Origin of the sequence: Pseudomonas syringae (genome assembly GCF_002157375.1) — a bacterium.
GTDB classification, from domain to species: domain Bacteria; phylum Pseudomonadota; class Gammaproteobacteria; order Pseudomonadales; family Pseudomonadaceae; genus Aquipseudomonas; species Aquipseudomonas syringae_T.
Genome location: NZ_MTSA01000013.1, coordinates 172,435 through 185,025 on the forward strand (window position 1 = coordinate 172,435; position 12,591 = coordinate 185,025).

At 61.2% G+C, this 12,591-nt stretch carries 10 protein-coding genes; 4 read left to right on the plus strand and 6 right to left on the minus strand.

Annotated elements, in window-relative coordinates; translation table 11 throughout:
• Positions 1-3: 3 nt before the first annotated feature.
• From cmk to mtnA, 6 genes are all read right to left on the minus strand, one after another.
• Complete coding sequence (gene cmk / locus BW686_RS17960; RefSeq protein ID WP_084918869.1) at positions 4-693, minus strand: (d)CMP kinase; 690 nt, start codon at positions 691-693, stop codon at positions 4-6.
• Positions 690-2,294 (minus strand): prephenate dehydrogenase/arogenate dehydrogenase family protein, encoded by a 1,605-nt coding sequence (locus tag BW686_RS17965; protein ID WP_084918870.1) that lies wholly within the window; start codon positions 2,292-2,294, stop codon positions 690-692. The genes cmk and BW686_RS17965 overlap by 4 nt, the downstream gene beginning before the upstream one ends.
• Positions 2,295-2,351: 57 nt before the next feature.
• Positions 2,352-3,446: a prephenate dehydratase gene (pheA, locus tag BW686_RS17970; RefSeq protein ID WP_084918871.1), complete on the minus strand. Its 1,095-nt coding sequence runs from the start codon at positions 3,444-3,446 to the stop codon at positions 2,352-2,354.
• Positions 3,446-4,531: a 3-phosphoserine/phosphohydroxythreonine transaminase gene (serC, locus tag BW686_RS17975; protein ID WP_084918872.1), complete on the minus strand. Its 1,086-nt coding sequence runs from the start codon at positions 4,529-4,531 to the stop codon at positions 3,446-3,448. Before serC ends, pheA begins: the two co-directional genes overlap by 1 nt.
• 184 nt (positions 4,532-4,715) lie before the next feature.
• Complete coding sequence (gene gyrA / locus BW686_RS17980; protein WP_084918873.1) at positions 4,716-7,502, minus strand: DNA gyrase subunit A; 2,787 nt, start codon at positions 7,500-7,502, stop codon at positions 4,716-4,718.
• A 303-nt stretch (positions 7,503-7,805) separates the two neighbouring features.
• The gene (gene mtnA, locus BW686_RS17985; protein ID WP_084918904.1) at positions 7,806-8,882 is read right to left on the minus strand and encodes an S-methyl-5-thioribose-1-phosphate isomerase; all 1,077 of its coding nucleotides are present in this window, start codon (positions 8,880-8,882) and stop codon (positions 7,806-7,808) included.
• 120 nt (positions 8,883-9,002) lie between these two features.
• Between mtnA and BW686_RS17990 the strand changes: the two genes are divergently transcribed.
• The 4 genes from BW686_RS17990 to BW686_RS18005 all read left to right on the plus strand — a co-directional run bounded on the left by BW686_RS17990 (position 9,003) and on the right by BW686_RS18005 (position 12,560).
• Positions 9,003-10,334 carry a TRZ/ATZ family hydrolase gene (locus tag BW686_RS17990; protein WP_084918874.1) on the plus strand — a complete coding sequence of 444 codons (1,332 nt, stop codon included), beginning with the start codon at positions 9,003-9,005 and terminating at the stop codon, positions 10,332-10,334.
• A gap of 84 nt (positions 10,335-10,418) precedes the next feature.
• The gene (gene ubiG / locus BW686_RS17995) at positions 10,419-11,117 is read left to right on the plus strand and encodes a bifunctional 2-polyprenyl-6-hydroxyphenol methylase/3-demethylubiquinol 3-O-methyltransferase UbiG (protein WP_084918875.1); all 699 of its coding nucleotides are present in this window, start codon (positions 10,419-10,421) and stop codon (positions 11,115-11,117) included.
• Positions 11,118-11,120: 3 nt separating this feature from the next.
• A complete protein-coding gene (gene mupP / locus BW686_RS18000; RefSeq protein ID WP_084918876.1) occupies positions 11,121-11,792 on the plus strand; it encodes an N-acetylmuramic acid 6-phosphate phosphatase MupP in 672 nt (223 codons plus the stop codon).
• Between the two features lie 27 nt (positions 11,793-11,819).
• A complete protein-coding gene (locus BW686_RS18005; RefSeq protein WP_084918877.1) occupies positions 11,820-12,560 on the plus strand; it encodes a YciK family oxidoreductase in 741 nt (246 codons plus the stop codon).
• The last annotated feature ends 31 nt before the right edge of the window (positions 12,561-12,591 follow it).

Below are 12,591 nucleotides of genomic sequence, written 5' to 3' on the forward strand. Positions count from 1 at the left end.
TCGTCACCCGGCAATATCGCGGAGTGCGATTTCGCTCAGAATGCGTTCAAGCACCTGCTCGATGGACAACTCGGTGGAATCCAGCTGTATGGCGTCATGCGCCGGCTTCAGCGGTGCTACCGCTCGCTGGGTGTCGCGCTCGTCGCGCGCACATATCTCATCTAGCAGACTCGACAGACTAACATCATCACCCTTGGCCTTCAACTGCAAGTAACGTCGACGCGCACGTTCCTCGGCACTCGCGGTGAGGAATACCTTCAGCGGTGCGTCCGGAAACACGACCGTTCCCATGTCGCGACCGTCGGCGACAAGGCCGGGCTCTTCCTGAAAAGCGCGCTGGCGCAACAGCAGGGCATCGCGTACAGCCGGCAATGAAGCCACTTGCGAAGCGCCGCTGCCGATCAGTTCATTGCGAATGGCCTGAGTGACGTCTTCACCCTCAAGGATGATGCGCTGCCCCTGCCCTTCTTTAGTCGCCTCGAACTGAACATCCAGATGAGCGGCAAGGAGCTTGAGTGCTTCCTCGTTGGTCAGGTCCACACCGTGATTGCGCGCGGCGAAGGCCAGCAAGCGATAAAGGGCACCGGAATCAAGCAGGCACCAACCAAGCTTTCTGGCCAGCAATCCGGCAACGGTGCCTTTTCCCGAACCGCTAGGTCCGTCGATGGTAATAACCGGGGGTTTGATCTTCACTTTTTGTCCTCTTGCGCTACACGCATGCCGACTTGAGCGCACAGCGCCAGAAAATGGGGAAACACTGTGGCGGCATCCGCACCGTTCTGAATACGGATGGGCGCCGAAGCCCGCAACGATGCAACACGAAACGCCATGACGATACGCTGATCACCGCGAGCATCAACCTCGCCGCCACCGGGCATACCGCCTTCGATAATAATGCCATCCAGCACCGGCTCGACCTCCAGGCCGAGGGCCAGCAACCCGTCGGCCATGAGCCTGATGCATTCTGTCTCACCAGCTTGCAGCGCCTGTGCGCCGCGCAGAATGGTACGCCCTTCCGCGCACGCTGCGGCAACCATAAGCACAGGAAACGTGTCGATCGCCAGCGGCACCAGCGCTTCCGGCACATCGACACCTTTCAGCCTGGCCGAACGCACATGCAGGTCCGCAACCGTTTCGCCCGCCAGGACACGAACATTTTGCAGGACGATGTCCCCGCCCATCAGGCGCAGGATATCAATGGCACCCTCACACGCAGCGCTGACGCCGACATCCTCCAGCAACAAGTCACACCCTTCGCTGATCGACGTGGCGACCAGAAACAGTACCGCGGACGTAACATCGACCGGGCCTTTTATACGGTGACTGACGCCATCCCCGGACCTGATGCGGACATCCTGCTGATCGCCAGGCACGGTATCTACGCGAGCCCGGTTGGCGAGAATCCTGCCGAAATGCTCGCGAGCCGCACGGGCACGCGTGAAGACGTCCAGCAACTGCGGACCATCGCCTGCATCCACCGCATCGCGCAGGGCATCAAGGTCACTGCGAAAGGTGTCCAGCGTGCGCAGTACCGCCTCGCGGTTGGCCATGAAGATGTCATGCCACATGGTCGGATCACTGCCTGCAATCCGTGTGAAGTCACGAAAGCCGCCCGCAGCGTACCTGAATATATCGAGGTTTTCGTTACGCTTTGCCAGCGACTCCACCAGACCGAACGCCAGCAGGTGCGGGAGATGGCTGGTCGCAGCCAGCACTTCGTCGTGACGCTCGACCTGCATGTGCTCAACGTCGGCGCCCAGCACGGACCACAACTGATCGACGACGGCCACCGCGTGCGGATCGGTTTCAGCCAACGGGGTCAGAATGACCTTGTGCCGCCGGAACAAGGCAGCATTGGAGGCTTCGACACCGCTCTGCTCGGACCCGGCTATCGGATGCCCCGGCACAAAGCGCGACGGCATCCGACCGAACGCCTGGCGCGCAGCGCGGACCACATTGCCCTTGGCGCTGCCGACATCGGTCAGGATGGCGCTGCCCAGGTCCAGTGGCGCGAGCAGTGCGAGCAACTTTTCCATCGCCAGAATCGGCACGGCCAGCTGAATCACGTCAGCACCGCAACAGGCCACCGCCAGATCGGCCTCGCAGCGATCTACAACACCCAGTTCGACTGCCAGCCTGCGCGACTGCGGATCAAGGTCAACGCCGACCACTTCACGGCACAGACCACTCTCGCGCACGCCTTTGGCAAAGGAGCCGCCGATCAACCCGAGACCTACCACCACCAGCCGACCGATCACCGGCCGGGCAGGCTGTTCTGAAATCACATCAACCACGCGAACACACCTGACAGCCCGGCTGGGCAGAAAACGAACGGATCATGTGCCACACCCTCAAAGCACCGCTTTCGGGTAAGAACCCAGCACCTTCAAGGCCACGGCTTCACTGCTGATTTTCTCCAGCACGGCCTTGACCAGCGGATCCTGGTGATGCCCTACAAAGTCGATGAAGAACACGTAGGTCCACTTGCCACTGCGCGACGGGCGGGTTTCGATACGGGTCAGGTCCAGACCGCTTTCGTGGAACGGCACCAGTAATTCATGCAGCGCGCCCGGCTTGTTGCTCATCGAGACAATGATCGAGGTCTTGTCATCGCCGGTAGGCGGGACTTCCTGATTACCGATGATGAGGAAGCGCGTGGAGTTGTCCGGGCGGTCTTCGATTTTTTCCGCCAGCCGGGTCAGACCATACAGACCTGCGGCCATGTCGCCGGCGATAGCCGCCGAGTTCCACTCGCCCTTTACCCGCTTGGCCGCCTCGGCATTGCTGGCAACGGCAACCCGCTCGACGTTCGGATAGTGAGCATCCAGCCATTTGCGGCACTGGGCCAACGACTGGGCATGGGAGTAGATACGCGAGATGCTTTGCGTCTTGGTGCTCTCGCCCACCAGCAAGTGGTGGTGAATGCGCAGCTCGACTTCGCCACAGATGACCATGTCGTGCTCAAGAAAGCTGTCCAGCGTGTGGTTGACTGCGCCTTCGGTGGAGTTTTCCACCGGGACCACGCCAAAATTCACGGCACCGGCGACCACTTCGCGGAACACTTCGTCGATGGCCGCCATCGGCAGACTGATGACCGCATGCCCGAAGTGCTTCATGGCCGCAGCCTGAGTAAACGTGCCTTCCGGGCCGAGGTAAGCCACTTTCAGCGGCTGCTCAAGAGCCAGACAGGAAGACATGATCTCGCGGAACAGACGCGCCATTTCCTCGTTGCTCAACGGCCCACGGTTACGCTCCATGACGCGTTTGAGGACCGCTGCCTCACGCTCCGGACGATAGAACACCGGCACTTCGCCCTCGGCCAGCGAGGACATTTTCACCCTGGCCACTTCCTGGGCGCAGCGGGCACGCTCGCTGATCAGTTCCAGGACCTTTTCATCGAGGCTGTCGATACGGACGCGAAGCGCCTTGAGTTCTTGCTCGGACATCAGCCGTGCTCCTTCTCGAAGTCTTTCATGTAGGCCACCAATGCATTGACCGCATTGATATCGACCGCGTTGTAGATGGAGGCGCGCATGCCACCGACCGAACGATGGCCTTTCAGGTTGAGCAGGCCATTCGCGTCGGCGCCCGCCAGGAAAGGCTTGTCGAGGCGGTCGTCGGCCAGGCGGAACGGCACGTTCATCCACGAACGGTCCGGCTTGTTGATCGGGTTGCTGTACAGCCCGCTGGCGTCGATGAAGTCATACAGCGTGCGCTGCTTGATGTCATTGAGCTTGCCAATCGCCTCGACGCCGCCCTGCTCCTTCAGCCATTCGAAGACCAGCCCTGACAGGTACCAGGCCAGGGTTGGCGGCGTGTTGTACATCGAGCCGTTGTCGGCAGCGACCTTGTAGTTGAGCATGGTCGGGCACAACGATCGCGCACGACCCAGCAGGTCCTCGCGAATGATCACGACCACAATACCGCTCGGCCCGATGTTTTTCTGGGCACCGGCGTAGATCATGCCGAAGCGTGAAATGTCCACTGGACGCGAGAGGATGTCCGAAGACATGTCGGCGACCAGCGGCACGTCACCGGTTTCCGGAATCCAGTTGAATTCCAGGCCACCGATGGTCTCGTTCGGCGCGTAGTGAACGTAGGCCGCGTCTTTGGACAGCTTCCATTCGTTCTGGCCGGGGATGGCGAAGTAATCATAGGCCTTGGCGCTGGCGGCAACGTTGACTGCGCCATAACGCGACGCTTCTTCAATAGCCTTCTGCGACCAGATACCGGTGTCGATGTAGTCGGCCTTGCCGCCTTCGGGCAGCAGGTTCAAGGCAATCTGTGCGAACTGCTGGCTGGCGCCGCCTTGCAGGAACAACACCTTGTAATTAGAAGGAATGGACAGCAGGTCGCGCAGATCCTGCTCGGCCTTGGTGGCGATGGAGACGAACTCGTCACTGCGGTGACTCATCTCCATGACAGACAGGCCTTTGCCGTGCCAGTCGAGGAGCTCCGCCTGGGCACGCAGCAGAACAGCTTCAGGAAGCGCAGCAGGACCTGCGCAGAAGTTAAAGGCTCGCTTGCTCATATCCACTCTCGTCAAATACGTTGGGTCTGTACGCGCTTGTTTCTGGATGCTGCATCACGGGCTGAGCGCCCGTGACAGGAATTCCGATCCGACTCAGGCGGGCCGAATGCCGCAAGGGCTGGACTTGCCGGCGATGCAGATGCAATCACAGACGAGCCAGCCCTTACCTGATTGACGTTACCACTCAGTTCTGCGAGTCGTCTTCATCCGGCGCAGCATCGGCCTGCAGGTCTTCACCTGCCTCGTCGACGTCCGCATCGATGACACCTGCGGTCAAGCCGTCAACAGCTTCTTCACCCTCCAGCTCTTCGCCTTCGACTTCCGATGGTTCCTGAACACGCTCAAGCCCGACCAGTTTCTCGTCGCTGGCCAGCTTGATCAGGGTCACGCCCTGAGTGTTACGGCCCAGACTGGAGACCTCACCGACGCGGGTTCGTACCAGTGTGCCCTGGTCGGAGATCAGCATGATTTCCTCGCCATCAAGCACCTGAACCGCGCCGACCAGACGACCGTTCCGCTCGTTGCTGACCATCGCGATGACACCCTGACCGCCGCGCTTGTACTCCGGGAACTCGGAAATAGCCGTGCGCTTGCCATAGCCGCGCTCGGAAGCGGTGAGGATCTGGCTGCCTTCTTCGGGGATCAGCATCGAAATCAGCTTCTGCCCTTCCGGCAGACGCATGCCGCGCACGCCGCGAGCGGTACGACCCATGGCGCGAACGTCGGACTCCTTGAAACGGGTCACTTTGCCGCCGTCGGAGAACAGCATGATTTCCTGTTCGCCGTCGGTGATGGCGGCCGAAATCAGGATGTCGCCTTCGTCCAGCTCAAGTGCAATCAGGCCGACACTGCGCTGACGGCTGAACGCCACCAGCGGGGTCTTCTTGACGGTGCCGTTGGCGGTGGACATGAAGATGAACGGAGCCTTCTTCTTGTCGGCGGCCTTGATGCGGGCCTTACGCTCTTCTTCGGTTTCGTTGCTGTTTTCCGCGTCGTCCAGCTCGCCCTCAAGGGCTTCGCCTTCTTCGTCGGCACGCTTGCGCATGGCTTCGAGATCGACAGGCAGCATGGTGGTGATGTACTCACCGTCGCTCAACGGCAACAGATTGACCAACGGACGACCACGGGCAGCGCGGGACGCTTCCGGAATCTCGTAGGTCTTGAGCCAGTACACCTTGCCCTTGCTGGAGAACATCAGCAGCGTGGTATGGCTGTTGGCGACCAGCAGGTGAGCGATGTAGTCCTCATCCTTGATGCCGGTGGCCGACTTGCCCTTGCCGCCGCGACGCTGCGCCTGATAGACCGCCAATGGCTGGGTCTTGGCATAGCCGCCGTGGGAAATAGTCACGACGCGCTCTTCTTCGGTGATCAGATCACCCAGCGTCAGGTCCAGGCGCGCATCGAGAATCTCGGTGCGACGCGCATCGCCGTATTCGGAGCGAATCAGTTCCAGCTCTTCGCGGATCACTTCCATCAGGCGCGTGGCGCTGTTGAGGATGCGGATCAGCTCGCCGATCTGGGTCAGGATTTCCTGATATTCGCCCAGCAGCTTTTCATGCTCCAGACCGGTCAGACGGTGCAGACGCAGTTCCAGAATCGCCTGAGCCTGTTCCGGCGACAGGAAATACTTGCCGTCACGCAAGCCGTATTGCGGATCGAGGTTCTCGGGGCGGCACGAATCGGCACCGGCACGCTCGACCATTTCGACCACGGCGCTGGATTCCCAAGGCGTCTTGATCAACGCTTCCTTGGCTTCGGCAGGCGTCGGCGAGGCCTTGATCAGGGCAATGACCGGGTCGATGTTGGACAACGCAACGGCCTGGCCTTCAAGGATATGCCCACGCTCACGCGCCTTGCGCAGCTCGAACACGGTACGGCGGGTGACCACTTCGCGGCGGTGACGGACGAACGCTTCCAGCAGATCCTTGAGGTTCAGGATACGGGGGCGACCGTCGATCAGGGCAACGATGTTGATACCGAAAACGCTTTGCAGCTGGGTCTGGGCATAGAGGTTGTTGAGAATGACCTCAGGCACTTCGCCACGACGCAGCTCGATGACCACGCGCATACCGTCCTTGTCGGACTCGTCGCGCAGCTCGGTGATACCTTCGAGTTTCTTTTCCTTGACCAGCTCGGCGATCTTTTCGATCAGACGCGCCTTGTTCAACTGGTAAGGCAGCTCGGTAATGACGATCTGCTGGCGGCCGCCGACCTTGTCGATGTCCTCGACGATGGAGCGGGCACGCATGTAAATGCGTCCACGACCGGTGCGGTAGGCTTCGATGATGCCGGCGCGACCGTTGATGATCGCCGCCGTCGGGAAGTCCGGGCCAGGGATGTATTGCATCAGTTCGTCGATCGTCAACTCGGGGTTGTCGATCAGCGCCAGGCAACCGTCGATGACTTCACCGAGGTTGTGCGGCGGGATGTTGGTCGCCATGCCCACGGCGATACCGCTGGAGCCGTTGACCAGCAGGTTGGGAATACGGGTCGGCATGACCGCAGGGATCATTTCGGTGCCGTCGTAGTTCGGCACCCAGTCGACGGTTTCCTTGTGCAGGTCGGCCAGCAGCTCGTGAGCCAGTTTGGTCATGCGCACTTCGGTGTATCGCATGGCCGCCGCATTGTCGCCGTCGACCGAACCGAAGTTGCCCTGACCGTCTACCAGCAGATAGCGCAGCGAAAAAGGCTGAGCCATCCGGACGATGGTGTCATACACGGCCGTGTCGCCGTGCGGGTGATACTTACCGATCACGTCACCAACCACACGGGCGGATTTCTTGTACGGCTTGTTCCAGTCGTTACCCAGCTCGCTCATTGCGAACAACACGCGCCGATGCACGGGCTTCAAGCCGTCGCGCGCATCGGGCAGTGCTCGACCGACGATTACGCTCATTGCGTAGTCGAGGTAGGACTGCTTCAGCTCGTCTTCGATATTGACCGGGAGGATTTCTTTGGCCAGTTCGCCCATGAGAAGCCTGATTCCTTTTTCTGGTGAAACCTCGTAAACCCATTCGGGGTGTACGAAGCTCGCCGCTGCCAGCATTTGCAGGGCAGCGACTTACGACAAATCAACGAGTTATGCCATGAATCTACGCAGCGTGGGCGACCACTGTCAGTGTCCCCGGAAACCGCCGGATGTTACCACAATCGCCGAGGCGCTCACATCCTTTGCAGGCGCTGAAAGCGAGCCACCGACGCATAAGTCGCCTGAGAGACGCTTACAGGCCCGCGCAGCCGCTTTGGCCACACGGCGGCGCACACGGTGCGTTGATCAATGAAGGTGTTTGCGGCTCATCAATTGCGCCATGCGCGCCGTGTCAGGTCGCTCGACAATGCCTTTTTCGGTCACGATGGCGTCGATCAGGTCTGCCGGCGTCACATCGAATACCGGATTGAAGGCCTCGACTTCGGCACCGACACGCTGACCGCCGACCTCAAGCAGTTCGCGACCGTCGCGCTCTTCAATGATGATGTCATCGCCACTGGCCATTTCCATGTCGATGGTCGAACTCGGCGCCACCACCATGAAACGTACGCCGTGATGCATGGCGGCCACGGCGAGCTGATACGTGCCGATCTTGTTCGCCACGTCGCCATTGGCGGTGATGCGATCCGCGCCGACGATCACCCAGGTGATGCCTTTGGTGCGCATCAGGTGCGCGGCGGCGGAGTCTGCATTAAGGGTGACGGGAATGCCTTCATTGGCCAGCTCCCAGGCCGTGAGCCGCGAACCCTGTAGCCAGGGCCGGGTTTCATCGGCGTAGACCCGCTCGATCATGCCTTCAAGGTGCGCAGCGCGGATCACGCCCAGCGCCGTGCCGAAGCCGCCTGTGGCCAGTGCCCCGGTATTGCAGTGGGTCAGCACGGTCTGAAGGTTGCCCTGATGCCTGCGAATCAGGTCAGCACCCAATTGCGCCATGGTCAGGTTGGCTTCGCGGTCGCTCAAATGAATGGCCACGGCCTCGGCCTCCAGCGCCACCAGAGGGTTGTCCCCGTCCTTGACCCGCATCAGCCGGTCCCGCATCCGGTTCAATGCCCAGAACAGGTTGACCGCAGTCGGCCGCGAATCGGCCAGCAATTGCAGGTCTTCTTCCAGCGCCGGGTACCAGTCGCCACCTTCTTCAATACGCGCGCGGGCACCCAGTACAGCGCCATAGGCGGCACTGATACCGATAGCCGGCGCACCCCGCACCACCATCGTGCGGATCGCTTCGGCGACCCCGGCAGCGGTGGTGTAACGGTGCCAGACTTCCTCGAACGGCAGCACCCGCTGATCCAGCAGGTACAGAGCGTCGTCCCGCCAATCGATGGCCTTCACTTTCTCCGCAGCCAACAGTCGATCGCGCATCGCCAACTCCATCTTGAACATCCGAAACCCAGCATCAAAAGCTGCTGATTATAGCGAGCCGTCTGCGAAGACGCTCGGGTATACTTCGTCATCAACGTAATAAGCTCTGGAAACCTTCTCATGCCGAACGCCACGCCACCGCTCGACCTGTTGCTCCTGCCCACCTGGCTGGTGCCGGTCGAGCCCGCAGGCGTGGTACTCAAGGACCACGGCATCGGCATTCGCGACGGCTGCATCGCCTACATCGGCCCGCGGGCCGAGGCATTGCGCCACGAAGCCTTGCAGGTGCAAGAGCTGCCCGGCATGTTGCTCAGCCCCGGCCTGATCAACGCCCACGGCCACGCCGCAATGACGCTGTTTCGCGGGCTGGCCGACGATCTGCCGCTGATGACCTGGCTGCAGGGTCACATCTGGCCCGCCGAAGGCAAATGGGTCGATGCCGACTTCGTGCGCGACGGCACCGATCTGGCCATCGCCGAGCAGCTCAAGGGCGGCATTACCTGTTTCTCCGACATGTATTTCTACCCGAAGGTCGCCGCGGACCGCGTCCACCTCAGCGGCATGCGCGCGCAAATCACCGTACCTGTGCTGGACTTTCCGATTCCGGGCGCCCGAACCGCCGATGAAGCGCTGCATAACGGTATCGAACTGTTCAACGACCTGGCCCATCATCCGCGTATCAAGATTGCCTTCGGCCCCCATGCCCCCTACACCGTAGGCGATGAAAACCTGGAAAAGATCCGGGTCATCGCCGACGAACTGGACGCCATGATCCAGATGCATGTCCACGAAACGGCCTTTGAGGTCGAACAAGCCGTCGAGCAGCATCAGGAACGCCCCCTCGCCCGGCTCAATCGCCTGGGCATGCTTGGCCCGCGCTTTCAGGCCGTACACATGACGCAGATCAGCGATGACGACCTGGAACTGCTGGTGGAAAGCAACTCCAGCGTCATTCATTGCCCCGAATCCAACCTCAAGCTGGCCAGCGGCTTCTGCCCGGTGGAACGACTCTGGCAGGCCGGTGTGAACGTTGCAGTGGGCACCGATGGCGCGGCCAGCAACAACGACCTGGATCTGCTCGGCGAAACCCGTACGGCGGCGCTGCTGGCCAAAGCGGTCGCCGGGTCGGCCACCGCACTGGATGCCCACAGGGCCTTGCGCATGGCCACCCTGAACGGCGCCCGCGCGCTGGGCTTGCAGGACGAGACCGGCTCGCTGGAACTCGGCAAGGCGGCGGACATGGTCGCCTTCGACTTGTCCAGGCTGGCCCAGCAACCGATCTATGACCCGGTGTCACAGCTTATATATGCCACTGGCCGCGATTGCGTGAGCCATGTCTGGGTGGCGGGCAAACCATTGCTCGACAACGGCCGCCTGACCCGAATGGACGAGCACGCGCTGCGCGATACCGCCATTGCTTGGGGTCAGCGTATTTCCGGTAAGGCCGAATAATTCAATCCGGACCGAACACATGCCGGTCTGGTTTATCTATAACCAGACTGATGAAAACGAATATTGAGTTCAAGAGGGACATCCATGAGCAACGTCGACCGTGCAGAAATCGCCAAATTCGAGGCCCTTGCCCATCGCTGGTGGGACCGCGAAAGCGAATTCAAGCCGCTGCATGACATCAACCCGTTGCGCGTCAACTGGATTGACGAGCGTGCCAGCCTGGCGGGCAAGAAGGTGCTGGACGTCGGTTGCGGCGGCGGCATTCTGAGCGAGGCGATGGCGCTGCGCGGGGCTACGGTCACCGGCATCGACATGGGCGAAGCGCCCCTGGCTGTGGCGCAGTTGCACCAACTGGAGTCAGGCGTCAGCGTCGAGTATCGACAGATCACCGCCGAAGACATGGCCGAAGAAATGCCCGAGCAGTTCGATGTCGTGACCTGCCTTGAAATGCTTGAGCACGTGCCGGACCCTTCCTCGGTCATTCGTGCCTGCTACCGCATGGTCAAGCCGGGTGGTCAGGTGTTTTTCTCGACCATCAACCGCAACCCGAAAGCCTACCTGTTCGCCGTGATCGGTGCCGAATACATTCTCGGCCTGCTGCCGCGCGGCACCCACGACTTCAAGAAATTCATCCGCCCTTCCGAGCTGGGCGCCTGGAGCCGTGACGCAGGTCTGCAGGTCAAGGACATCATCGGCCTGACCTACAACCCGCTGACCAAGCATTACAAACTGGCCTCCGATGTCGACGTCAACTACATGATCCACACCCTGCGGGAGGCATAAAACATGCGCTTGAGAGCAGTTTTGTTCGACATGGATGGCACCCTGCTCGACACCGCGCCGGATTTCATCGCCATTGCCCAGGCGATGCTGGCAGACCGCGACCTGCCTGCCGTGCCGGACAAACTGATCCGCGATGAAATCTCGGGCGGCGCCAGAGCGATGGTCGCAGCGGCCTTCGCCCTGTCGCCCGACGCCCCGCCATTCGAAGCGTTGCGCGTGGAGTTTCTGGAGCGTTATCAGCGCGACTGCGCGACCCACAGCAAGCTGTTCGACGGCATGGACGAGTTACTGGCCGACATCGAGAAAGCCGGCCTGATCTGGGGCGTGGTGACCAACAAGCCGGTTCGCTTCGCAGAACCGATCATGCAACAGCTCGGACTGGCCGAACGCTCGGCCGTGCTGATCTGCCCGGACCACGTCACGCACAGCAAGCCGCACCCGGAACCGATGATTCTGGCCTGCAAGATGCTGGACCTGGACCCGGCCAGCGTCCTGTTCGTGGGTGACGACCTGCGCGATATCGAGTCCGGACGGGACGCAGGCACCAAAACCGCCGCCGTTCGCTACGGCTACATCCACCCCGACGACAACCCCGATCACTGGGGCGCCGACGTTGTGGTCGATCACCCGCTGGAGTTGCGCAAGGTGCTGGACAGCGCCTTGTGCAGTTGCTGACCCCACCACCGCTGAAAGAGGCCCTTCATGTTTGATTATTCCGCTCGCCCGGATCTGCTCAAAGGCCGGATCGTCCTGGTTACCGGCGCCGGTCGCGGCATTGGCGCGGCGGCTGCCAGAAGCTACGCCGCTCATGGGGCGACTGTCCTGCTGCTGGGCAGGACCGAAACCAGCCTTTCCGAGGTGTACGACCAGATCGAAGCGGCGGGCCAGCCAAAACCGGTGGTCATACCGTTCGATCTGGAAATCGCCGGCCCCCGTCATTATCAGGAGCTGGCGAACATGATCGAGAACGAGTTCGGTCGTCTCGACGGCCTGCTGCACAACGCATCGATCATCGGTCCTCGTACACCGCTTGAGCAGCTGTCCGGCAAAGACTTCATGCAGGTCATGCACGTCAACGTCAACGCCACCTTCATGCTGACCCATGCAATGCTGCCGCTGCTCAAACGCTCGGAAGACGCCTCGGTGGCCTTCACCTCCAGCAGCGTCGGTCGCAAGGGGCGCGCGCAATGGGGCGCCTACGGTGTATCGAAATTCGCCACCGAAGGCCTGATGCAAACCCTGGCAGATGAACTTGAAGGTGTGACGGCCGTGCGCGCCAACAGCATCAACCCCGGCGCCACGCGCACCGGCATGCGCGCCCAGGCGTACCCCGCCGAAAACCCTCTGGACAACCCCACGCCCGAGGACATCATGCCGGTCTACCTGTATCTCATGGGGGCTGACAGCAAGGGCATCAATGGCCAGGCACTGAACGCCCAATGAGCTGAAACCTTCCGGTGCTTTCGTGACAGAA

Coding starts and splice junctions, on each gene's coding strand:
- ubiG (WP_084918875.1), top strand. CDS start 10,419: ATGAGCAACGTCGACCGTGCAGAAATCGCCAAATTCGAGGCCCTTGCC.
- BW686_RS17990 (WP_084918874.1), top strand. CDS start 9,003: ATGCCGAACGCCACGCCACCGCTCGACCTGTTGCTCCTGCCCACCTGG.
- BW686_RS18005 (WP_084918877.1), top strand. CDS start 11,820: ATGTTTGATTATTCCGCTCGCCCGGATCTGCTCAAAGGCCGGATCGTC.
- gyrA (WP_084918873.1), bottom strand. CDS start 7,502: ATGGGCGAACTGGCCAAAGAAATCCTCCCGGTCAATATCGAAGACGAG.
- pheA (WP_084918871.1), bottom strand. CDS start 3,446: ATGTCCGAGCAAGAACTCAAGGCGCTTCGCGTCCGTATCGACAGCCTC.
- mupP (WP_084918876.1), top strand. CDS start 11,121: ATGCGCTTGAGAGCAGTTTTGTTCGACATGGATGGCACCCTGCTCGAC.
- mtnA (WP_084918904.1), bottom strand. CDS start 8,882: ATGCGCGATCGACTGTTGGCTGCGGAGAAAGTGAAGGCCATCGATTGG.
- serC (WP_084918872.1), bottom strand. CDS start 4,531: ATGAGCAAGCGAGCCTTTAACTTCTGCGCAGGTCCTGCTGCGCTTCCT.